The sequence below is a fragment of the Streptomyces sp. NPDC024698 genome, from assembly GCF_055559015.1.
In genome coordinates this window covers 39908-62456 of sequence record NZ_JBVHLK010000024.1, presented here as the reverse complement: position 1 = coordinate 62456, position 22549 = coordinate 39908, and the positions used below count along the sequence as shown (strand labels likewise).

At 68.7% G+C, this 22549-nt stretch carries 16 protein-coding genes and 1 pseudogene; 7 read left to right on the top strand and 10 right to left on the bottom strand.

The genetic code is table 11. The features are described 5' to 3' along the window. Positions 1-500: 500 nt before the first annotated feature. Both ACZ4AA_RS33290 and ACZ4AA_RS33285 read right to left on the bottom strand, forming a co-directional pair. Entirely contained in the window at positions 501-4646 is a 4146-nt protein-coding gene (locus ACZ4AA_RS33290; protein ID WP_467611025.1) for a trypsin-like peptidase domain-containing protein, read from the bottom strand. A 10-nt stretch (positions 4647-4656) separates the two neighbouring features. Next, positions 4657-4968: a trypco2 family protein gene (locus tag ACZ4AA_RS33285; RefSeq protein ID WP_467611023.1), complete on the bottom strand. Its 312-nt coding sequence runs from the start codon at positions 4966-4968 to the stop codon at positions 4657-4659. Positions 4969-5985: 1017 nt separating this feature from the next. Here ACZ4AA_RS33285 and ACZ4AA_RS33280 point away from each other — a divergent pair. The 3 genes from ACZ4AA_RS33280 to ACZ4AA_RS33270 all read left to right on the top strand — a co-directional run bounded on the left by ACZ4AA_RS33280 (position 5986) and on the right by ACZ4AA_RS33270 (position 8031). Continuing rightward, positions 5986-6869, top strand: a protein-coding gene (locus tag ACZ4AA_RS33280) for an IS5 family transposase (RefSeq protein ID WP_467611021.1) whose coding sequence is annotated in 2 segments (ribosomal slippage) — positions 5986-6184 and positions 6184-6869 — 885 coding nt in all. Because the reading frame shifts where the segments join, the coding sequence is not laid out codon by codon here. A 34-nt stretch (positions 6870-6903) separates the two neighbouring features. Then, the gene (locus ACZ4AA_RS33275) at positions 6904-7407 is read left to right on the top strand and encodes a hypothetical protein (RefSeq protein WP_467611019.1); all 504 of its coding nucleotides are present in this window, start codon (positions 6904-6906) and stop codon (positions 7405-7407) included. Between the two features lie 438 nt (positions 7408-7845). Next, complete coding sequence (locus tag ACZ4AA_RS33270; protein WP_355507339.1) at positions 7846-8031, top strand: helix-turn-helix domain-containing protein; 186 nt, start codon at positions 7846-7848, stop codon at positions 8029-8031. Positions 8032-8128: 97 nt separating this feature from the next. Here ACZ4AA_RS33270 and ACZ4AA_RS33265 read toward each other — a convergent pair whose 3' ends face one another. Continuing rightward, positions 8129-9283, bottom strand: a complete 1155-nt coding sequence (locus ACZ4AA_RS33265) for a tyrosine-type recombinase/integrase (protein ID WP_467611017.1) — start codon at positions 9281-9283, stop codon at positions 8129-8131. A 95-nt stretch (positions 9284-9378) separates the two neighbouring features. Between ACZ4AA_RS33265 and ACZ4AA_RS33260 the strand changes: the two are divergent. Further along, positions 9379-9543 (top strand): annotated as a pseudogene (locus ACZ4AA_RS33260) (pirin family protein); the annotation flags it as partial. Between the two features lie 78 nt (positions 9544-9621). Here the strand turns inward: ACZ4AA_RS33260 and ACZ4AA_RS33255 are convergent. The 7 genes from ACZ4AA_RS33255 to rhaI form a co-directional block, all read right to left on the bottom strand. Continuing rightward, the gene (locus tag ACZ4AA_RS33255; protein WP_467611015.1) at positions 9622-10431 is read right to left on the bottom strand and encodes a COG4705 family protein; all 810 of its coding nucleotides are present in this window, start codon (positions 10429-10431) and stop codon (positions 9622-9624) included. Positions 10432-10641: 210 nt separating this feature from the next. After that, positions 10642-11292, bottom strand: a complete 651-nt coding sequence (locus tag ACZ4AA_RS33250) for a LutC/YkgG family protein (protein WP_467611013.1) — start codon at positions 11290-11292, stop codon at positions 10642-10644. Next, the gene (locus ACZ4AA_RS33245) at positions 11289-12767 is read right to left on the bottom strand and encodes a LutB/LldF family L-lactate oxidation iron-sulfur protein (protein WP_467611011.1); all 1479 of its coding nucleotides are present in this window, start codon (positions 12765-12767) and stop codon (positions 11289-11291) included. Before ACZ4AA_RS33245 ends, ACZ4AA_RS33250 begins: the two co-directional genes overlap by 4 nt. Continuing rightward, positions 12764-13519, bottom strand: a complete 756-nt coding sequence (locus tag ACZ4AA_RS33240; RefSeq protein ID WP_467611009.1) for a (Fe-S)-binding protein — start codon at positions 13517-13519, stop codon at positions 12764-12766. Before ACZ4AA_RS33240 ends, ACZ4AA_RS33245 begins: the two co-directional genes overlap by 4 nt. A 123-nt stretch (positions 13520-13642) precedes the next feature. After that, entirely contained in the window at positions 13643-15031 is a 1389-nt protein-coding gene (locus ACZ4AA_RS33235; protein ID WP_467611103.1) for a rhamnulokinase, read from the bottom strand. Between the two features lie 107 nt (positions 15032-15138). Then, on the bottom strand, positions 15139-17178 hold the full coding sequence (locus ACZ4AA_RS33230; RefSeq protein WP_467611007.1) for a bifunctional aldolase/short-chain dehydrogenase: 2040 nt from the start codon (positions 17176-17178) through the stop codon (positions 15139-15141). A 276-nt stretch (positions 17179-17454) separates the two neighbouring features. Continuing rightward, on the bottom strand, positions 17455-18615 hold the full coding sequence (rhaI, locus tag ACZ4AA_RS33225; RefSeq protein ID WP_467611005.1) for an L-rhamnose isomerase: 1161 nt from the start codon (positions 18613-18615) through the stop codon (positions 17455-17457). Between the two features lie 270 nt (positions 18616-18885). Between rhaI and ACZ4AA_RS33220 the strand changes: the two genes are divergently transcribed. The 3 genes from ACZ4AA_RS33220 to ACZ4AA_RS33210 all read left to right on the top strand — a co-directional run bounded on the left by ACZ4AA_RS33220 (position 18886) and on the right by ACZ4AA_RS33210 (position 22514). Next, positions 18886-20403 carry a sugar ABC transporter ATP-binding protein gene (locus ACZ4AA_RS33220; protein ID WP_467611003.1) on the top strand — a complete coding sequence of 506 codons (1518 nt, stop codon included), beginning with the start codon at positions 18886-18888 and terminating at the stop codon, positions 20401-20403. 82 nt (positions 20404-20485) lie between these two features. Then, positions 20486-21526 carry an ABC transporter permease gene (locus tag ACZ4AA_RS33215; protein WP_467611001.1) on the top strand — a complete coding sequence of 347 codons (1041 nt, stop codon included), beginning with the start codon at positions 20486-20488 and terminating at the stop codon, positions 21524-21526. Further along, a complete protein-coding gene (locus ACZ4AA_RS33210) occupies positions 21519-22514 on the top strand; it encodes an ABC transporter permease (RefSeq protein ID WP_467610999.1) in 996 nt (331 codons plus the stop codon). The genes ACZ4AA_RS33215 and ACZ4AA_RS33210 overlap by 8 nt, the downstream gene beginning before the upstream one ends. Positions 22515-22549 lie beyond the last annotated feature (35 nt).

Below are 22549 nucleotides of genomic sequence, written 5' to 3'. Positions count from 1 at the left end.
GCAGATCTGCGTGCGCGGCCTCCGGTGCGTCTGCTCGCCGAGGGCACCCCACGGGGCAGTTCGTCTATCTCCCCCTCCGCCGCCAAGGACGCCAGGTCGCGGGGGAAAAGAGAGTAGCGGCTGACGTGCCTGCGCCGTCGTGAACGTGGGGGAGAGGTTGGCCAGCCGCTGCTCCAGACGGGAGGGGTCTGCTGCACGATCGGGTGACATCTTGACCTGCCCCACATCCTGGGTTCCAGCTCTGGTGGCTAGCTGCCAGCCCTTCACGAAAGGCTGGCAGTCATGCCTCGTCCCTATCCGCCAGAGTTCCGGGCGCGTGCCATCGCGCTGATCCGCGCCGGCAAGCAGGCCAAGCAGACCGCGTGCAACTACGGCACCACCCGTCACGATCTTGCAGGGCCACGTGTGCCTAGGCGACCCCTCCTGCCAAGCAGTTGCCATCCAGGGCCGACCCCCTCGCGTGCCCCCGTACTGGAATCGTTGCCCCACAGCTTCCGTGGCTAGGGCAGGCCCAGGTGCGCGAAGATGACATTCCGTACGCGGAGGAAGGCTGCGTGGTCGACCGAAGCGAGAACGGGGGTGGCATGATGCCAGCCGTCCGGGGTGAGGGCCTCCGCGAGGAGGGCCCTCGCGTGCGGGAAGCCCGGGCCGGATGCGCGTGGGAAGAGGAGCGTAACGAGGCGTCGGAGAGTCGAGCGGGAGGGTCCGTGGTCTCTGAACAACGGGGTAGCGGTGGGATCGCCGGGCACACAAGCGATATACGCGGCGAGATCGGCGAATGTTTCTGAGCGTGCCGCCTCGTCTGTTATACGACGAGTAATGGCCCAAGCTGTTTCGAGATCACCGAGTGCGGCATATGCGACAGCCACCATGGCCCCCGGCCGGGAGTATGGCCACCCGCTCTTGTTGTAGTCCGACACCACTTGGTCAATGCGCCTCCGAGCTCCGGCCGGGTCTGTGGTCCCAGTCAACAGGCCCAGCAGTGCCCATTCGTCGTACCCTCGGTTCGCGGAGGCAGCCGCGTCCTTGCCATGTAGAACCTTCCTGACGCGGGCGCTGCGCCTCTGATCACGGGAGCCCACAGCGACGAGAAGTCGTGCAAATCCCAGCGCGGAACCGTCGTGCGTCTCCAAGAGCAGGGAATCCACCAACTGGCCCGCTGTCTCCGGAGCATGCAGCCATAGGCCAGCTGCAGCCTCTGCGCGGGCGCGGGCGAGGTAGAGCCCGCTCGTCTCGTGGCCCTGAACCTTCTCTGCGAGTTGTTCAATAACCTCCAGAGCACGGTCGACCGCACCAGTAGATGCGAGTGCCTGCACAGCGACAGTCAGCGTATTGACGAGCACTAGCCAGTTATCGATCGCAGGCGCCGCCTCGACTGCCTGTTCGGCGAGCCGCACCGCCCGGCGAGTGTCCTCATGCGCGACGGCTACGGCTACGACAGCGCACCCCCAGGCACGCACGTCAGGGTGAGCAATGGCCTCGATGAGACGCTCGGCCTGATCAGGACAGCCGGCAGCGGCGAGCGCTCCTGCGAAGGTGGCGAGGCGCTCATGCTGGAATATTGATCCATCTGTCGAATGCCATCGGTTCTCGGCCTGGTGAAGCAGCCGCAGGGATCGGGCCGGATCGTCAGCGGAGAAGTGAACGGCAAGTGCGGCAAGCGCTTCGGCAACAGCCCATTGCCGGGAGTCCGCCGCGGTGACCAGCAGGGTCTCCAACTGCTCGGCAGCCCCGGCTGCCGCAAGTAGCCCGGCGACGTGGCCAGCGGAGCGGTCGCGCTCGTCATGGTGGTCCTCGGCGTCCCAGGAAGCCTCAAGGGCATCCCAAGCTGCGACGACTTGCCCCTCACGGGCCCGCCCTTCGGCGATCGAAAGCCATGCTTCGGTCCATGGGCCCTGCGCTTCTGAGGGAACCGACTCTCGCAGGGCTTCCATAAGTAGCTGGGCGTCGTCCAACTGACCCGTCGCAGCGAGCGCACGCACGGCGCCAACCGCCTCGTACCAGTTGGTCAGAGTATGGGGATGGCGCAGGACCTTGCCTGCGTGTGTGATGGCCAGTCGGGCCATGCGTTCCGCATCGCGTGGACGGACCTGATGCAGGACCGCCGCGGCGGACGCGGGGACGTTCGTGGGGTCGTCTGCGTGCTCTAGAGCGAGCGTGAGGACGGCGTCGTACAGTCGTTTCGCATGGCTGGGGCTAGCCACTCGTACCTTGGCGATGGAGCCCAGAATGCGGACACGATTCGGTAGGAACGAGATCCTCTCTGAGGCCTCCTCCGCCTGACGCAGCAAGTCGGCCGCCCGCACGGGGTCCTGGACCACTGTGGCAGTTGCAACGGCCGCCTCAACGATCACTTCGATGCCCAGGTCGTAGGACGGCAAGGACATTTCACCGAGTCGGCGCACAGCATCGCTTTCACTGCCTGTCGTTGCCAGGACAGTGGCCAACCTACCCAGTGCCAGTAGGGCGTATGAGTCGTCGTAGATCCCCTGATCCTCCGCCAGGATCGCCTCGGTCAGTTGCAGTGATTCCTCGGCAAGCCTGACTGCCCGCCGGTCGCCCGCTTGGGCCAGGACTTGAGCCACGCCCGCCAGCGCTTGGGCGCGGTCCATCGACCGGAAGACGCTGCGGGCAAGACCGATGGCGTGACGGGTACGGCCAAGGCGGGCGTAGACCGCCGGGATGTCCGGGTGGAGCAATTCGTTGCGCCGGGCGACGAGATCCGCAGCGGCCGCAAGTGCCGCCAGCGCGCCCAGGTCGTCCGGGGTCGCACGCTGAACGATCTGCCTCGTCGACGCGATCTCGGCGAGGCACGCGGCATCACTGCCGGTCACCTCTCGCAGCCGGTCCCGTCGCCGGGCGTCCGTGGCGAGGTTAGTAGAACGGCGCGTGTCCCCTAGGAAGGCGAGCAAGCGGCCGTACGGCTGGAGAAGGTAGGCCGGGGTGCTGGCTGGCCAGCCTCGGCGCTCGTACGTCTCCGCCCACGCGTTCAGCCGTTCCGAGTAAGCCCCTATGTCCGGCCCGAGTTCGTTCTGGGCTGTGGCGAGGAGGGTTTCGTGCGCGAACAGGTATCCGCGGCTGGCTATGTAGAGAGTCGCATCGCCGCCATTATCTTCGAATCCGCCACGCATGCGCAGTATGCGGCCAAAGGCACTACCGAGCCGTTGACGCAGCTCATAGCTTTGCTTGCCGGTGAGTTCACGCAGGTCGTCAGCGGTGAGTGTGCCACGCGCGGCGGTGAGCAGACCGACGAGATCACGCTGCAACTGATCCCCGGAGAGTGCCCGATTCAGGTCGAACTTGGCTTCGAACTCGGTGTGCTGGGCTGCTTCCGTGGCGGACAGCTTCACGACAGAGCAGTGACGCAGCGGATGTCCACCCTTGATATCTGCTGGGAGACCGGGGCTTGTACGGCTGGTCACTAGGACACGGACGTTTGGCGGGAGCCGGTCCGGCAACAGCGAGGCAATGCTCGTGCCGTTGCCGCCCGGTAGTAGAGACTGATCCTCGTCGAGTCCGTCGATGATCAGGAGGAGTGTGCCTCCGTCCTGCGCCACGCGCTCGGCGGCTTCTCGCAGGAGCAGTCTGCGCTCCCCGTCACGGGCGATCGGTGAACTGTGGCCTGCCGGTTGCCGTCCGGCGACGGCAGCGAGCTGGTCGATAACTGCTCCGGTATACGCCTCGCTGTCTGACTGGCTGGCGTAGCGCGCGGTGACGAAGAACCAGATTGGAATGACGCCGCGGGGCGCCTGGAGTGCGAACCATGCTGCGAGCGCCGTTTTGCCGGCCCAGGGTGGACCCTGGAGCCATAGGTACTGGTTTGGGCCGCCGCAGAATGCGACGAGGTCACGGAGCTCGGATTCCCTGTCCTCCAACTCCTCAGGGGCGACATCGGCAAGTTGGGCGCGATAGGCGTCCTGGATCAGGCCGAGTCCGGTAGCCGGCACGGCATGGGGCAGGGCAGCAGGGTGGAGTCCACAGCCCAGAGTCTGCTCAAGCGCAGCTAGTTCTATCGCGGGCAGAATCTCGACCCAGCGGTCCACACGGCTCGCGGCTATGCGGCCGGGGCCGTCGGCTCGGTAATGGCGGGTGACGACGCCGACGAGGTGGCCGTTGCTGAAGACGGCCGCACCCGACATCCCTTCCCAGGCGTCCACCTCGGGATCCGGATCAACAGCGGGAGGCGGGACGACTCCGAGGTCAAGGGTGCCCTCGCGCCGATTGGAGAGGACCGCACAGGTTGCGTGTATGTGCTCCGCATCGCGGAAGCGTGAACCATCTTCGTCCACACGGAGTTTGAAGCGTGGAAAGCCCAGCGTGGTGCACCGCAGCACGGCGTCCTGTTCGCCGACCCGACCGAATGAGACTGGGGTCATGCCCGTGTCTGTGTCGTCCAAGAGCTTGAGGACGGCGATGTCGATGCCAACGTGTTGCCACTCCACGGTTGCCTCGACAATGCGCTCGTCTGGCCGGTCCGCTTGGAACCGTATCCGTACGTCCGTCGCACCCTCGATGACGTGGGCTGCGGTCAGCACCTTGCCTGACGAGAGGTGATAGCCCGAGCCTCGTCGGCCCGAACCGTTGCCCGGCAGGACGACGATGATCTCGGCTACCCGCTCCGGCACCAGCCCCCGATCGGCGCGCACGCGGACGTGATCAGCGCTCGCCGTCAACCTCGCCGCCCGCGATCAGGACCGGTCGTGCCGCACTTCCGTCTGTCGGTACGGCCTTGGGTGCCAGGGTGACCGTGATCCGCTGTGTTTGCGCATGCGCGTATTTTCCATTCGCCCCAGCATCGACGACCCACAGTCGGACCTTGGCGTCCCCGCCCGCCTCACGGCTGATGGCTACATTCGCTTCGATCTCCACGGGGCCGAGTTCGAACCGAACTACCTCGCCAGCTCCGTCCGCCAGCGCCGTGTTGAGCTGCTGCCTCAATTCGCGGATCATATCGGACAGTTCGATCACTTTTCCCCCTCGCGTCTCAGCGATTAGATGTTACAAGCCCGTGGCTTGTCGGGCTCGGCAGACGACCCGCTGTCTCCTCGATACGCCATCGGGACCCCGCTCAGGGCAAAGCCGCACAGTGTGTCGATGCCGGTGATTCTGGACAGGCCCGGGGGTTCGACGAGGGTGAGTTGGTAGAACGCGACAGCCTGAGCAGGCGCGTCTGGCAACAGAGCTCGAACGACGAAGCTCCTGCGCCAACAGCAGCACACCGCGGCGACGAGGAGCCGCATCGAGGAGATCGAGAAGCATTTCCGTCCTCCTTCTTGCTTGGGATGTCGGCGGTGTGTGAGCGGTGCGTGAGCGGACGGGGTGGCACAGGGTGGATTGGGCGGCATGCGGGGACCGGGTCGTACCTTCTTGAACTGGGGAAACAGGATTCAGCGGCATGGCCGGGATGATCTTGTGGGGCCTCGTAATGCGTAGGTCCCACTGACGTTCACCGACTGCGCTCAACACCCTGAGACGGCCTCAAGAGTGCCGCGTCGGTCCTGGAATAGGTCCGTTGCCTACCCGCAAACAGCGACGTTCCCTGGGGAGTTTCGGGGACTTTCACGTCTGTCCCGGGGAGTTTCCGCCGCGTAAACAGGGAAGGCCCTGACAGCGCAGAAGGACACGAACGCGCTGGCCAGGGCCCATCCCCTCAGCGCTCGATGATGTTCACGGCCAGCTCGTCCCGGGCCGTCTCCTTGTACTTGACGCTCATGTCGGCCTTATTTGGTCATGGTCGTGAGCTGCGAATTTGGCGTGGCAGGCTCGACTTGGGACCTCTTCAGGGACTCTATGGCGACAGGAGCTACACGGCATCCGACGGCACGTGATGGCGAGGAAGCTGACTGGGTGTTATAGCTCCGAGTCGGAAGTCGGCAACATAGCCCGTCTCTCCGAGTTCCGAACGGTCAGTGGGCGCGATGCCGGATATCGTCATGCATGCCAGGCGGGGTGGCCTGAGACCGTGTTTGAGATCTGCCGTATCCCGTGGCTGGAGGGGTCGTTGAGCCTTGTGCGTGTGGTTCCGAGGGCGGGTATCCGTCGGATCTGACGGATGGGCAGTGGGTGTTGATCGAGCCGTTGCTGCCAGCGGCGAGGGCGGGGCCGAAGGGCGGACGGCGAGAGAAACACCCGCGGCGGCGGATCGTGGACGCGATCTTCTACGTGGTGCGGACCGGGTGTGCCTTCGGCAGCTGCCGAAGGACTTTCCGCCCTGGCCGACGGTGTACTGGTACTTCACCTGGTGGCACGACGACGGCACTGTCGAGCGGGTCCACGATGCCCTGCGAGACCAAGTGCGCGGTGCCGTCGGGCGCGACATCGGGCCGAGCGCCGGCTTGATCGATTCACAGTCGGTTCGGTCTGCCGACACGGTGCCCGCGGCGACCAGAGGGTTCGATGCGGGGAAGAAGGTGAAGGGCCGCAAGCGGTTCGTCGTCACGGACACCCTCGGCTTGCTTCTGGCGGTCCACGTGGTCGCAGCGAACATCCAGGACCGCGACGGTGCGAAGCGTTCGTTGCTGTGGACCCGCCTAGACCACCCGGGCGTGCGGAAGATCTGGGCCGACCAAGGCTTCGCCGGACGCCTCGTGGAGTGGACCAGTACCGTCCTCGGCCGCGAGCTAGAGATCGTGCGCAAGGCCCCGGGCCAGCGCGGTTTCCAGGTCCAGCCGAAGCGGTGGGCCGTTGAGCGCACACTCTCGTGGATCACCTCCCACCGGCGCCTGGCCCGCGACTACGAGGCCAGCCCGGCCCGGTCCGAGACCATGATCCGCTGGGCAATGATCGACATCATGATCCGTCGACTCGCTCGACGCGGGCCGGCCTCACGACCAGGCCCCCGTCCCCTCTCGTCCGTGCCTGGCCTGTGACTGCTGCCGTCGGAGTGTCTGGTTGGATGCGGACATGGGCAACGGTAGCCACGAGGAATCAGGTCTCTCCAAGAGCACCTGGAGCGACGCAGATTTCGAGGATATGGGGTGGCATGACGTCACCATCCACGGCTTGTCCGTTCAGCCGACCAACGACATCCTGCCGCGTCTTCTCCTTGACCTTGATTACATCGTCCGCTGGGTCCACCCGGTCCCGCCCGCGAAACACTTTTCGTTCTGGGTCTCTCCGGCGACACTCGTCTTCGACGATGTCTTCGACCTTGAGGGCGACCTCGACTTCAAGGGTTTGGCCATGGACTTGGAGGTCGACAGGGTGCACCGGCTGGTGCCGGACGATGCCCGCCCGAACTTTGCACACTGTCCGCTCTGGCACATCGAAGGCCACGCGTTCGAGTTGAAGTTCCGGGCCTCCGGCTTCCGTCAGTACTTCCGGCAGACTCCGAGGCTCGTATCCCGGCAGGCGTTGCCCTATGCCGAACGCGGGGGTTGTGCCTTCACCGAACTGGGCTTCAGCTGACTTGTGACCTTCCGAGGCATCTGCCAACAGTGAGCGCGGCAACCGCGTCGACACAACCTGGGCTGGCCAGATCTCAAACACGGTCTGAGACACCTTTCCAGGCGGAATCGGCGACGACGGTGCTCTACGCTCCGCGGTCGCTGCCGTCACCTCGTCGCTCGTGAAGGACCCCCTTCCCTCTGTGGTCACCTGAATGCCTCACGTCAACCGGGTTCCTGGGTGAACAGAGTTTTGGCATCCGTGCGGGCATTGGACCGCTTCGTTGGACCCCGTACGCGTAAACGCGCAGGTATCGAGTTCGCCGAGTTCGACTGCAGCGCCGGCTGCCCTGTTATCAGTTGAAGTCGGCCCGTCCAAAACGGATGCCGTCATCACACTGATCGCTGCCCGAGTGTCCGCGCTCGGTCGCGTAATTGTGCGACTGCTGGAGGATGGCGTATGCCCACGCAATTCATGGACGTCAAGGAAACCGCGGAGTACCTGAACATGTCGGTGGCCTGGGTGTACAGGGAGGCTCCCAGCCTGGGGCTGGTCCCCTACAAGTTTGGGCGCGGCCGCAACGCGAAGATTCAGTTCAAGATCTCCGACCTTCAAGCGTGGCTGAAGCAACAGAAGTTGGGCTAGTGGAAGCTCGAACGAGGGATCTGGGGGATCTTCGCGTTGAGATTGCAAGACCGTACCCAGGCCCCCGGTCCTTCTTGGACCGGGGGCCTTTGGAGCATCAGGCAGCCATCCCCATGTCCAGGATTTTGGCGGCCTTGCCGATCGAGCCTGGCATGAGGTGCCGGTAGATCTTGAACGTGATGTCGAGGCTCCTGTGTCCCATCCACTCAGCGACATCGGTGATCGGGATACCGCTGGTGAGGCAGTTCGAGGCGAAGAAGTGGCGGAAGCTGTAGATGACCATCCCCTCGGGGACGTCGACATGGCCGGCCGTCTTGATCCTCCGCCACCGGTTGGCGAGGCCGTAGTACGGGAAGGCCTTGCTGGGATCCTTCGGGTGGCGGAGAAGGTACCCGTCTACGGTGCCGTGTTTCCCCGCGTACCACTCGATGGTGTCCTTGATCCGTGCCGGAAGGGGCACGTCACGGTACTCGCCGGCTTTGCGGTGCTTGAGCCGCGCGTAGTCCCTGGTGGTCTGGTTCACCTGCTCGCTGATCCGGTAGACGTCGTCTGCCACGATGTTGTTGATGTTGACTGCCGCTGCCTCGCCATTGCGCATCCCGCAGCCGCTCATGAGATCGGCGATCAGACGGAACGCGTCGTCATCGGCCGCGCGTATCTCTCGAAGCTGTGGGACCGAGGGAATGACCGCACGTGTCGGGTCGTACTGGGGAGGCTTGATACCTCCCAGGGGGTTCTGATCGAAGATGCCCAGCCGGTGAGCATCGAGGAGGATCGCTTTGAGCTTGTCGTAGGCGTTGGACTGCGTGGCCAGGCCTACGCCGTTGCGCTCCATCGTCTGAATGAAGCCGTCCACGACCTTGTGGTCGAACGTGTTCATCCGGCGGCTTTGGAAAGCCGGGAAGAGGTGGTGTTCGAGGAGCGAGTCGAGGTGCCTGACGGACGCCGCGCCGAGATCCCGCTGGCCGGCCTTCCACTCGGCGGCGTACTCCCTGAACTGCATCCCCCCGTACTTGTGGATGCGATCGGCCCTGCTCTGATTCCTCGGAGCGGCCTTCTTCGCATTGTAGACATCAGTCAGTCGCGTGATGGCCTTGTCCTGGGTGGCGAACCCGGACTCCTCGGTCTGCTTCCCGGCCGCGCTCCGGTACCGGATCTTGTACTCGTGGGGGCACTTGGACCACCGGGACTGGGGATGCTCGCAGTCCTTGAAGAAGGTGCCCATGCCGCGGGCCAAGCTCTTGCTCGCCATGCTGTGTCGACTCCTCTGGAACCCATGCTGACGGTTTGCTGACCGCCGATGGTCCGAGACGTCTCTGACCTGCACGAAGCCGTGAAACGCGTGATATGTGGTGGAACTTCATCGGCCGCACCCAGGAGGAGATCGCACAGGCCCGCGAGGACTGGGCCAAGGGCGCGCGCTTCGGTGAGGTGAAGGGCTACGACGGCGCGCCGCTGTCCGCCCCGGACCTGCCCCCGCTGCCGCTGAAGCCCCGCGGAAGGGTGCGCTGACCGACCCGCCGAAAGAAGAGACGCCGCCTCCCCGGTCCGTTGCGGGCCGAGGGAGGCGGCGGGGTTTCGTGGGTACGGTCAGAGGCGGGGGTTCGTGTCCAGCGAGCCGTTCTGGACATCGCGGTGGGACAGGGCCAGGTAGGCGACGAAGCCGACGATGGCGACGGTCCACGAGGCGGTGACCGGGCCGAGGCCGAGCGCGAGACCGCCGCGGGCGTGGCTGAGCGCCATCCAGTCGGCGACCGAAGCGCCGAGCGGGCGTGTGATGACGTACGCGGTCCAGAACGCGGCGACCGCGTTCAGGGCACCCGCCTTGTGGGCGACGGCCGGGACCGCGATCGCGACGGCGTACAGGACGGCCGAGCCCAGGTAGCCGAGGCCGATCGTGGCGGAGAGGTCGCCGGCCGCGGTGCCGAGCGCGAACGTGGCGAGCACGGTGGCCCAGTAGAAAACCTCGCGGCGGCGGGTGCGGATGCTGTGGATCGAGAGCGTGCGCTCACTGGCGTACCAGACGGCGAACACGGCGCCCAGCACGACCAGGAAGAGCGGCGTGGAGATCAGGTACGGAACACCGAGGCCGACGTGGAGGATGTCGGCGGCCATCGTGCCGAAGACGCTCACCATCACGACCGCGGTCCAGTAGATCCAGGCCACATAGCGGCGTACGGCGAACTGGAGCACCAGGGAGGCCGCGAAGGCCAGGCCGCCGAGCCCCACGGCGGGAATCGGCCCGAGCAGATGGGCCAGGAAGTCGGAGGCCGTCTCGCCCATGCCGGTCGTCAACACCTTGATCACCCAGAAGTACAGCGTGACTTCCGGGACCTTGCTCGCCAGGACGGCGGCGGAGGGGACGGGTGGGGAGTGACGGGTGACGTGCTCGGTGCTCATGCGCGGCACCATGACACGCCCGGACCCCCGCGTCACAGGGGGCTTTGCCATGGCTTTGACGCTTCTGGAGCAGGACTTGTCCAGGGCCGCGACGAGCCTGAACGCAACCTGAATGCTGCGACTGAATGCCTGGTCGGCGCCATGATCGCGATGATACGAAGGGGGGTCGAGCGCCCGGCCCGAGCCACCGGCCGGTGAGCGCCGCACCCGTCACCCCCCGCTCACCAGCACCACCTCCAGCGTGCGCGGGCCGTGCACCCCCTCCACCCGGTCCAGTTCGATGTCGCTGGTGGCGGACGGGCCGGAGATCCAGGTCAGTGGGCGGGTCGGGTCCAGGCGTTCCAGGGCCTGGGGCACGGAGGCCACCACCTGGTCGGGGACCCGGACGACACAGATGTGGTGGTCCGGGATCAGGGTGATCCGGCGGCGGCCCTGGTCGGGGCCCGCGTCGAGGACGATCGTGCCGGTCTCCGCGACGGCGACCGCGCAGCCCGTCACCACGCTCTCCACCTCGTCGAGCTCATGGGGCGTGCTGACGGCACGGTCGTGGATCCGGGTGGGGTCCGCCGCCGACATCCACGCGGGCGGGAGTCCCGGAGGCACGAGCACGTACCGGGCTCCGCGCTCGGCGAGCAACCGCATGACGACGTACGGCAGTTCCTCCTCCGTGGCGCGGTGCACGATCGCCCGGTAGTCCGCCAGGTTCTCCGCGAGGAGATCCACCGTCTCCGCGACACCGCGCTTCCCGTGCTCGCGCAGATAACTCCGGCCGACCGCCCGCTCGTACGAGGTGTCCTCGTCCCGGGGCACGTCCGCGAGGGCCCGCCGCACCCGGCCGAGGACCAGATCCCTGCTGCTCACTTCGTCATGTCCTTTCCGCCCCGCGTGCGTTGCCACCACTCACGGAACGACTCCGCCGGGACCGCGGGCAGTTCACGTGTCGCGCCCCACGCCCGGCCGGGGCCCGGCAGGGTCCGCGGATGGAAGCGCCGGGTCCCCGACGCCAGCCGCTGTCCGGCGCGCAGGGCGCCGGGACGCCCGAACGCCCAGCGCGCCGCGCGCATCGCCGCCCGCTCGCTCGCGTGTCCCTTGGCCGGCCTCAGCACGACCTTGTTGCCGTCCCGGGTGGCCGGCCCGCCCTGAGCGATCCTCTCCCGCAGGTGGACGAGGACTTCGGGGATGTCGATCGCGACCGGACAGACCTCGTAGCAGGCGCCGCACAGCGAGGAGGCGTACGGGAGGGAGGCGTCGATCTCGCTCCCGGTTCCCCGGAGTTGGGGACTGAGGATGGCGCCGATCGGTCCGGGGTAGACCGAGCCGTAGGCGTGGCCGCCCGCCCGCTCGTACACGGGGCAGACGTTGAGACACGCCGAGCAGCGGATGCAGCGCAGCGCCTGGCGTCCGACCTCGTCGGCGAGCGTGTCGGTGCGGCCGTTGTCGAGCAGCACCAGATGGAAGGTCCGGGGCCCGTCCCCGTCCGTGGTGCCCGTCCACATCGAGGTGTACGGGTTCATGCGCTCGGCCGTCGAGGAGCGGGGCAGGGTCTGGAGGAACACCTCCAGGTCACGCCAGGTCGGGACGATCTTCTCGATGCCGACGACCGAGATGAGGGTCTCGGGGAGCGTCAGGCACATCCGGCCGTTGCCCTCGGACTCGACGACCACGAGGGTGCCGGTCTCGGCGACCATGAAGTTGGCGCCGGAGATGCCGACCTTGGCCCGCAGGAACTTCTCGCGCAGATGCAGGCGCGCCGCTTCCGCCAGTTCGGCGGGTGTGTCGGTGAGTCCCTCGGGCGCGGCCCGGCCCCAGGCGCCCATCTCGCGGACGAAGACGTCCCGGATCTCGCCGCGGTTGCGGTGGATCGCCGGGACGAGGATGTGTGACGGCCTGTCCTTGCCCAACTGCACGATGAGTTCGGCGAGATCGGTCTCGTACGCGTGGATTCCGGCGGCCTCCAGCGCCTCGTTGAGCCCGATCTCCTGCGTGGCCATCGACTTGACCTTGACCACCTCGCACTCGCCGGTCGCCCTGACCAGCTCGGTGACGATGCGGTTGGCCTCCTCGGCGTCCGCGGCCCAGTGCACGACACCGCCGGCCGCGGTCACCGACTCCTCCAACCGCACCAGGTACCGGTCGAGATGGCGGAGCGTGTGATCCTTGATCCGCTTGCCCGCCTCGCGCAGTTCCGCCCAGTCGGACACCTCGGCGACGGCCTTGGCGCGCTTGGCGCGGATGGTGTGGGTGGCGTGGCGCAGATTCCCGCGCAGGGTCGCGTCGCCGACCGCCTCGCGCGCCGCCTCCGGGAAGGCCGGCATCCCGACGAACGTTCCGCTCATGCTGTCGGCTCCTCTGCCGTGCTCGCCAGGATCTCCGCGAGGTGCACGGGCCGCATCCCCGTCCTGAGGCGGCCCATCGTGCCGCCGATGTGCATCAGGCACGAGTTGTCCGCGGCGCACAGCACCTCGGCGCCCGTCGACTCGGCGTTCATCACCTTGTCGGCGCCCATCGCCGCGGAGACGTCGGGATTCTTGAGGGCGAAGGTGCCGCCGAAGCCGCAGCACTCCTCGGCTCCGGGCAGCTCTCGCAGCTCAAGTCCCCTGACGGCCTTCAGCAGTCGGCGCGGCCGGTCGCCGAGTCCCAGACTCCGCAGCCCGTGACAGGTGGGGTGATAGGTCACCGTGTGCGGGTAGTAGGCGCCGACGTCCGTCACCCCGAGCACGTCGACGAGGAACTCGGTGAGCTCGTACGTCCTCGGCACGACCGGCGCCAGGGTCCGGGCCAGGGTGTCGCCGCGTCCCTCGGCGCGGGCCCGTTCACCCATCCGCGGATACAGCTCCCGCACCATCGCCCCGCACGATCCGGACGGCGTCACGATCGCCTCGTACTCCCCGAACACCTCGGCGAAACGCCGGGCGAGCGGTTCGGCCTCGTGGCGGTACCCGGTGTTGTAGTGCGCCTGGCCGCAACAGGTCTGCCCCATGGGGAAGTCGACCTCGACGCCCAGCCTGGTCAGCAGGTCCACCACGGCGCGGCCGGTGTCCGGATACAGCGTGTCGTTGACACAGGTCAGGAACAGGGCGACACGCATCGCGGCTCCTCGGGGTCGGTCATGGACGGTTGCAGGGTACGTCGCGGGTGCGCGCGGGGAAGGCGGCGCGCATCCGCCGTCCGGGCGGCGCGTTCCACCGAGCGCCCCACGGTGTGCGGCGCTTCACGGTGTGCCGAGCCGTGCCTCGGCCGCGCGCCAGGCGGCCGTGTCGCCGCGCGGCTCGTAGCGGCGGAGCGGCTGGGTGCGAGCGACCAGCGCGCGCATCTCGGCACGGTCGCCGACCAGTCCGTCGGCCCGTGCCTGGACGAGGACGTTGCCGAGCGCGGCCGCCTCGGCCGGGCCGGCCACGACCGGCAGGCCGCAGGCGTCGGCGGTGAGCCGGCACAGCAGCTCGTTGCGGGTGCCGCCGCCGACGATGTGCACGACGTCGACCGGATGGCCGGCCAGGGACTGCGCCTGTTCGATCGCCCGGTGGTGCGCGAGCGCGAGGGAGTCCAGGATGCAGCGGGTGAACTCCGCACGGGACCCCGGCACCGGCTGCCCCGTGGCGCGGCAGGCGTCCGCGATCCGCGCCGGCATCCGGCCCGGCGCGAGGAACACCGCGTCGCCCGCGTCCACGACGGACCGCAGCGGCGCCACCTCGGCCGCGGCAGCGAGGAGTTCACCCAGATCGGGGTCGCCCCACTCCCGTAGGCACTCCTGGAGCAGCCACAGGCCCATGATGTTGCGCAGATAGCGGACCGTGCCGTCCAGGCCCAGTTCGTTGGTGAAGTTGGCGGCCCGGCTCGCCTCGGTGAGGACGGGAGCGTCCAGCTCCAGGCCTGCCAGGGACCAGGTGCCGGTGCAGATGTAGGCGAACCGTTCCCCGGTGGCGGGAACGGCGGCCACCGCGGAGGCCGTGTCGTGCGAGCCGACGGTCGTCACCGGCACCGGGCCGCTCAGCCCGGTCTCCTCCAGCACCCGGGGCAGCAGGGTTCCGGCCCGGTCGCCGGGACGGCGCAGCGGCGGGAACAGTCCCAGGTCGATGCCGAGCCGCTCCGCGAGGCCGTACGACCAGTCGCGGGTCCTCGGATCGATCAGCTGCGTGGTGGAGGCGTTGGTGAGCTCGGTTCCCAGTTCGCCCGTGAGCCAGTACGTCAGCAGGTCCGGCATCAGCAACAGGTGCTCGGCGGCGGCGAGTTGCGCCGAGTCGCGGGCGGCCGTCAGCTGGTACAGGGTGTTGAAGGGCGCGTACTGGAGCCCCGTGGCCGCGTACAGCCCGGCGGCGGGCACCCGCGCCCACACCTTCTCCGCGACCCCCTCGGTGCGGGCGTCGCGGTAGTGCACCGGGTTGCCGAGCAGCGCTCCGTCGGCGTCCAGCAGGCCGTAGTCCACGGCCCAGCTGTCGATGCCGACGGAGTCGACCCGCCCCGCCGCGCGCAGTCCGTCGAGGACCCCCGCGTACAGCCCGAGGACGTCCCAGCGCAGTCCCTCGGGGACGCGGACCGGCCGGTTCGGGAAACGGTGCGCCTCGGTCAGGCCGAGCGTGTCCGGCCCGACGCGGCCGACCATGACGCGCCCGCTGGACGCGCCGAGGTCGACGGCGGCGTAGACGCGCGCCGGGGAGGTGCGCGCGGGCGAGGCGCGCAGGGCGGAGGTGTCCGGGGAACTCATCGGCGTCATCGCAGGAACGCGGCGGCCACGCCGGCGTCCACCGGGATGTGCAGACCCGTCGTGTGGGTCAAGTCCCCGCCGGTCAGGGCGAACACGGCCGCCGCGACGTGCTCGGGCAGCACCTCGCGCTTGAGGATGGTCCGCTGGGCGTAGAACTCGCCGAGCTTCTCCTCCTCGATGCCGTACGTCGCCGCCCGCTGCGCGCCCCAGCCGCCCGCGAAGATGCCCGAACCGCGCACGACACCGTCCGGGTTGACACCGTTGACCCGGATGCCGTGCTCCCCCAACTCGGCTGCCAGAAGCCGTACCTGGTGGGCCTGGTCGGCCTTGGTCGCGGAGTAGGCGATGTTGTTCGGGCCGGCGAAGACGGCGTTCTTGGACGCGATGTAGACGACGTCGCCGCCCAGCTTCTGCGCGATCATGATCCGGGCCGCCTCGCGCGAGACGAGGAAGGAGCCGCGCGCCATGATGTCGTGCTGGAGGTCCCAGTCCTTCGCGGTGGTCTCCAGGAGCGGCTTGGAGATGGAGATGCCCGCGTTGTTGACCACCAGGTCGACACCGCCGAAGGCCAGCGCGGCGGCCCCGAAGGCCTCGGTGATCTGTTCCTCGGACGTGACGTCCACGGCGACGGCGACGGCCCGGTCGGGGCCGCCGAGTTCCGCGGCGACCCGTTCGGCCGCCTCGGCGTTCAGGTCGGCGACCACGACACAGGCGCCCTCGGCCACCAGCCGTTCCGCGACGGCCCGGCCGATGCCGCTGCCCGCGCCCGTGACCAGGGCGATGCGGGTGGCGAGCGGCTTGGGTTCGGGCATCCGCCGGAGCTTGGCCTCCTCCAGGGCCCAGTACTCGATCCGGAACTTCTCCGACTCCTCGATCGGCGCGTACACCGAGACGGCCTCGGCGCCTCGCATCACGTTGATGGCGTTGACGTAGAACTCGCCCGCCACCCGCGCCGTCTGCTTGTCCTTGCCGAAGGAGAACATGCCGACACCGGGGACCAGCACGATCGCCGGGTCGGCGCCGCGCATCGCGGGGGAGCCGGGCAGCGCGTGCCGCTCGTAGTAGGCCGCGTACTCGGCGCGGTACCCGGCGTGCAGCTCCGCGAGCCGGGCGACCGCCTCGTCGAGGGAGGCGGCCGGCGGGAGGTCGAGCACGAGCGGCCTGACCTTGGTGCGCAGGAAGTGGTCCGGGCAGGACGTGCCGAGGGCCGCGAGCCGAGGGTGTTCGGCGCGGGCGAGGAAGTCGAGCACCTCGTCGGAGTCGGTGAAGTGGCCCACCTGCGGGCGGTCCTGGGAGGCGATGGCCCGGAGGTGAGGGGCCAGCGCGGCAGCCCGCTCACGGCGCTCCCGCGGGGCGAGGGCCTCGTACCCCTCGATGACCGGTCCGAACGGTTCCGCCTTCCCGCGCTCGGCGAGGAAGGCCTCGGCCGTGCGGATGATGTACAGCGAGTTGCGCTCGCACTCCTCGGCGGTGGCGCCCCACGCGGTGATGCCGTGACCCCCCAGGACACAGCCGACAGCCCGCGGGTTGGCCTCCTTGACCGCCGCGATGTCCAGCCCCAGCTGGAACCCGGGCCGGCGCCACGGGACCCACACCACCCGGTCGCCGAAACACTCGGCGGTCAGTTTCTCCCCGTCGGCCGCGCAGGCCAGCGCGATCCCCGAGTCGGGGTGCAGATGGTCGACGTGCGGGGCGTCGACCAGCCCGTGCATCGCCGTGTCGATCGACGGCGCGGCACCGCCCTTGCCGTGCAGGCAGTAGTCGAAGGCGGCGACCATCTCGTCCTCGCGCTCGACGCCCGGGTACACCTCGGTCATCGCCCGCAGCCGGTCCAGCCGCAGCACCGCGAGCCCGGCCTCGGTGAGGGTGCCGAGGTCCCCACCGGACCCCTTCACCCACATCAGCTCCACGTCACCGCCGGTCACGGGGTCGGTGTCGGTGCCCTTCGCGGAGGTGTTGCCGCCCGCGTAGTTGGTGTTGCGAGGATCGCCGCCGAGCCGACGCGACCGCGCCAGCAGAGCATCGGCTTCGGGATGGGGTGCCATGTTCCGGGTCCTTTGAAAGAGAAGAGAAGAGGGGGGAGGAAAAGTGCCCCGTCAGGGGCGCGGGGAACGGCGCGATCGGCCACGGCGAGACGCGGGCCCGCCTGGAAGAGAGGTGAGCAGGAGCGCCCGTCAGGGGTGCGGGGAACGGCGCGATCGGCTACGGCGAGACGCGCACCCCGCGGACCACCGGGCGCGGCAGACGCGACTCGCCGGGCCGACCGGGCCGAGCTGCCCCCCGGAGGAACCTCCCCCGGGAGAGCGGCCCGGCGCGAAGAACTAGGCCCCCCACCCCGCCTGCGCCCCCCCGACCCGCTCCGCGACGATCCGCTCCGCGTACCCGGACCGGCGATAGGCGGCCACCGGATCGGCGTCGAGCCCCAACTCGGCGCGCACCTCCGCGAGCAGCGGCCGCACGTCCGTGTTGTACGCGTCCATGAGCACCGCGTTCGCCGCCAGAACGTCCCCGCTCCGCTGCGCCTCGCCGAGCGCGGTCCCGTCGACGAGGAGCGCCTTGGCGGTGGCCTCCTGCACGTTCATCACGGACCGGATGATCGCCGGGATCTTCGCCTCGATGTTGTGGCACTGGTCGAGCATGAAGGCGACGTCCGGGGTGAAGCCGCCGCCGCGGATCACCTCGTACATGATCCGGAACAGCTGGAAGGGGTCGGCGGCGCCCACCATCAGGTCGTCGTCGGCGTAGAAGCGGGAGTTGAAGTCGAACGCGCCGAGCTTGTTCTCGCGCAGCAGCGTGGCGACGATGAACTCGATGTTGGTGCCGGGGGCGTGGTGGCCGGTGTCGACCACGACCTGCGCCTTGGGGCCGAGCTTGAGGCAGTGCGCGTACGCGGTGCCCCAGTCGGGGACGTCCGTGGCGTAGAAGGCGGGCTCGAAGAACTTGTACTCCAGGAGCATCCGCTGGTCGTCACCGAGCCGCGCGTAGACCTGTGCCAGCGCCTCCGCGAGCCGGTCCTGCCGCCCCCGCAGGTCGTCCTGGCCGGGATAGTTGGTGCCGTCGGCGAACCACAGCTTCAGGTCTTTGGAACCCGTCGCGTCCATGATGTCGACGCATTCGAGGAGATGGCCGACGGCCTTGCGGCGCACGGCGGCGTCCGGGTGGCAGACGGAGCCGAGCCGGTAGTCGTCGTCCTGGAAGGTGTTGGAGTTGATCGCGCCGAGCTTCAGTCCGCGCTCCTCGGCGTGCTTGGCGAGTGCCGTGTAGTCGTCGGTCCTGTCCCAGGGGATGTGCAGCGCGACGGTCGGGGCAGCGCCGGTGAACTCGTGGACCGTGGCCGCGTCGTCCAGCTTCTCCTGCGGGGTCCTCGGCACGCCCGGTTGCGCAAACACCTTGAACCGGGTGCCCGAGTTCCCGTACGCCCACGACGGCGTCTCGACGGCCTGGGTCTTGAGCGCGGCCTTCACCGCGGCGAACTCGGTCACTTCGGGACTCCTACGACTTCGGGTGCGACAGGTTCATGGAACGAGTGCTCTGAAACGATTCAGCAGCGAAGCTATGAGCCCCCCGAAGGGCTGTCAACCCCTCCGGCAGGAGTCGATCGTCGTGACCCTCTTGTGACGCACGGGCGCCGAAGAATTTCGACACGAACCCATTGACGCGACCTGGGTGGCATGCCTAACGTCCCGGCAATCCAATTGAAACCTTTCACGACGCTGTGGGGCCGTCCCGCCGGCGTTGTCGAGGAGCCCCTCATGACCCACCCGTCCGACACGGGACCGGCCCCGGTGCTGGCGCTGAAGGACATCTCCAAGTCCTTCGGCGCCGTGCGCGCCCTGCGGGACGTGTCCCTGGAACTGTTCCCCGGCGAGGTGCACGCGCTCGCCGGAGAGAACGGCGCGGGCAAGTCGACCCTCATCAAGACGCTCGCCGGCGTGCACCGACCGGACGCCGGCCAGGTGCTGCTGGACGGCGAACCCACCGTCTTCCACGGTCCCGCCGACGCCCGCGACGCGGGCATCGCGGTGATCTACCAGGAACCGACCCTCTTCCCCGACCTGTCCATCGCCGAGAACATCTTCATGGGCCGTCAGCCACGGCGGGCCTTTCGCCGCATCGACCACAAGGCCACGCACGCCGCGACCGCGGCCCTCATGCAGCGCCTCGGCGTCGAGCTCGACCCCGAACGCCCGGCGCGCGGACTGTCCATCGCCGACCAGCAGATCGTGGAGATCGCCAAGGCGCTCTCCTTCGACGCCCGCGTCCTGATCATGGACGAGCCGACCGCCGCCCTCACCGGCAGCGAGGTGGCCCGGCTGTTCGGCGTGGTCCGCGCCCTGCGCGAGCAGGGCTCCGCGGTGCTGTTCATCTCGCACCGGCTGGAGGAGATCTTCCGGATCTGCGGGCGCGTCACCACCCTGCGCGACGGGGCCCTCATCTCCAGCGAGCCGCTGGAGGGCATGACGGAGGACGACCTGGTACGCCGGATGGTCGGCCGCGACCTCGACGAGCTCTACCCCAAACAGGACGTCGAGGCGGGCGAAGTCGCCCTGAGCGTGCGCCGGTTGACCAGGGAAGGAGTGTTCACCGACGTCTCCTTCGACGTCCGGCGCGGGGAGATCGTCGGACTGGCCGGACTCGTCGGAGCCGGCCGCACGGAGGTCGCGCGGTCGGTGTTCGGTGTGGACCGCTGGGACGCCGGAGAGGTGGAGGTCGAGGGCCGCGCGCTGACCAACGGCGCCCCCTCCGTCGCCATGGCCGCCGGGCTCGCCCTCGTGCCCGAGGACCGGCGTGCCCAGGGCCTGGTGATGGACATGTCCATCGAGCGCAACATCGGCCTGACTGGACTGCGTACGACGGTCAGGGCGGGCCTGATGGACCGCGGGGCCGAACGCAGCCGCTCCCTCGACTGGGCGGTCAGACTCCAGGTGAAGTACGCCCGGATCGCCGACACCGTCTCCACGCTCTCCGGCGGCAACCAGCAGAAGGTGGTCCTCGCCAAATGGCTGGCCACCGGCCCCAAGGTACTGATCGTCGACGAGCCCACCCGGGGCATCGACGTCGGCACCAAGGCCGAAGTGCACCGGCTGCTCAGCGAGTTGGCCGCCGACGGCGTGGCCGTCCTGATGATCTCCTCCGATCTGCCCGAGATCCTCGGCATGGCCGACCGCGTGCTCGTGATGCACGAGGGCCGGCTCACCGCCGAGATCCCCCGTTCCGAAGCCACCGAGGAATCCGTGATGGCCGCCGCCACCGGGAGGGCCGCCGCATGACCGCCGTCGAGAGCGCCGTCCGTACGACAGCCGTCGACAGGGCCGCCCGCATGACCCCGATCATCCTCCGGAGGGCCGCCGCATGACGGTCACCGCGCCCACCCCCGCCCCCGCCACCGAGGTGCCCAGGTCCAGCGGCACCCGGCTGGTGGACCGCGTCTTCAAGATGCGTGAACTCGCCATCCTGGCCGTCTTCCTGGTGATGATCGCCGTCACCCAGCTCGGCAACAGCGAGTTCCTGTCCGAGCAGGGCATCAAGGACCTGCTGCTGAACGCGACCATCCTCGTCCTGGTCGCCACCGGCCAGTCCCTCGTCGTCATCACCCGCAACGTCGACCTGTCGGTCGGCTCGACCCTCGGCATCAGCGCCTTCGCGGCCGGTACGTACCTCCAGGGCGGCGGCAACCCCGTCGTCGCGGTCCTCCTCGCCGTCCTGCTCGGCATCGGCTGCGGACTGGTCAACGGCATGCTCGTCAGCCTCGGCCAGGTGCCCGCCCTCGTCGTCACCCTCGGCACCCTCTACATCATCCGAGGAATCGACTCCATCTGGGTCGGCGCCCGTCAGATCACCGCGGCCGATCTCCCCGGCGGCTTCGTCGACTTCGGCTCCGGCGGCATCTCGGCGGTCCCCTATCTCGCGCTGATCGCCCTGGCCGTCCTGGTCGTCGTCGCGTACTACCTCAAGCACTTCGGCAGCGGCCGCGAGCTCTACGCGCTCGGCTCCAACCCGGAGGCCGCGCGACTGGCCGGCATCCCGGTCCGCAACCGCATCCTGAGCGCGTACGTCGTCTGCGGCGGCCTCGCCGGCCTCGCGGGCGCCCTCTATCTCGCCCGGTTCGGCAACGTCGACTCCGGTACGGGCAACGGCTACGAACTCACCGTCGTCAGCGCGGTCGTGGTCGGCGGCGTCGTCTTCACCGGCGGCTCGGGCAGCGTCTACGGAGCCGCCCTCGGCGCCCTGCTGCTCACCTCGGTCAACAGCGTCCTGCCCGCCCTCGGCGTCAGCTCCGTGTGGGTGCTCGCCATCAACGGCGTCCTGCTCATCCTCGCCATCGCGGTCGACCGGGTCGTCGCGCTGCGCGTGGCCTCCGCACTGAAGAAGAGGAACGCCCGCCATGGCTGACTCCGTAGCCGCGCGCGCCGTCCGCTGGGACACGGTCGTCGGCGCCCTCCTCATCGTCCTGCTGCTCTTCTCCTTCTCCTTCGTGGACGGCTTCGGCAACGCGCTCAACCTGTCGTTCCTGATCGGCAACACCCTGCCGATCGCGCTGATCGCCCTGCCGATGACCCTGCTCGTGGTGGCCGGCGAGATCGACCTGTCCGTCGCCTCCACGGCCGGGCTCTCGGGATCGGTGATGGGCGCCCTGTGGAACCAGGGCATGGCGATCGAGACGATCATCCCGCTCTGCCTGGTGCTCGGCGTGGTGTGCGGGCTCGTCAACGGCCTGCTCGTGACCCGGCTCGGGCTGCCCTCCCTCGCCGTCACCATCGGCACCCTCGCCGCCTACCGGGGCATCGCGCAGATCGTGCTCGGCTCCGACGCGGTCACCGACTTCCCCACCCAGTACCAGGACTTCGCGGCCGGACGCATCGGGGACACCTTCGTGCCCCAGGCGCTCCCGCTCTTCCTGGTGCTGCTCGCCGTCGCCGTGCTCGTGCTGCACGCCACCCCCTTCGGGAGGTCGGCGTTCGCCATCGGCGCCAACGAGGAGGCCGCCCGGTTCGCCGGCGTCCGGGTCAAGCGGCAGAAGCTGATCCTGTTCGTCGCGACCGGATTCATGGCCTCCCTGACCGGCGTGTTCTGGGCCCTGCACTACGCAAGCGCCCGCTACGACAACGCCACCGGGCTCGAACTGTCCGTCGTGGCCGCCGTCCTGCTCGGCGGCATCGACTTCGACGGCGGCAAGGGCACGCTCGGCGGCGCGATCGCGGGAGTCTTCCTGCTCGGCTCGCTCCAGAACGTGATGAGCCTCCTCAACGTCTCCGCGCAGTCGCAGATCGTCGTCACCGGCGTCCTGCTCGTCGTCTCCGTGCTCGGCCCCCGGGTCGGGCGCCAGATCTCCGTGGCGAGGGCGGCCCGCACGGCCGCCGCCCCGACTCCGGTCCCCTGACCCCGCTCCGCCCGGCCTCCTACGCGTCACCCGGT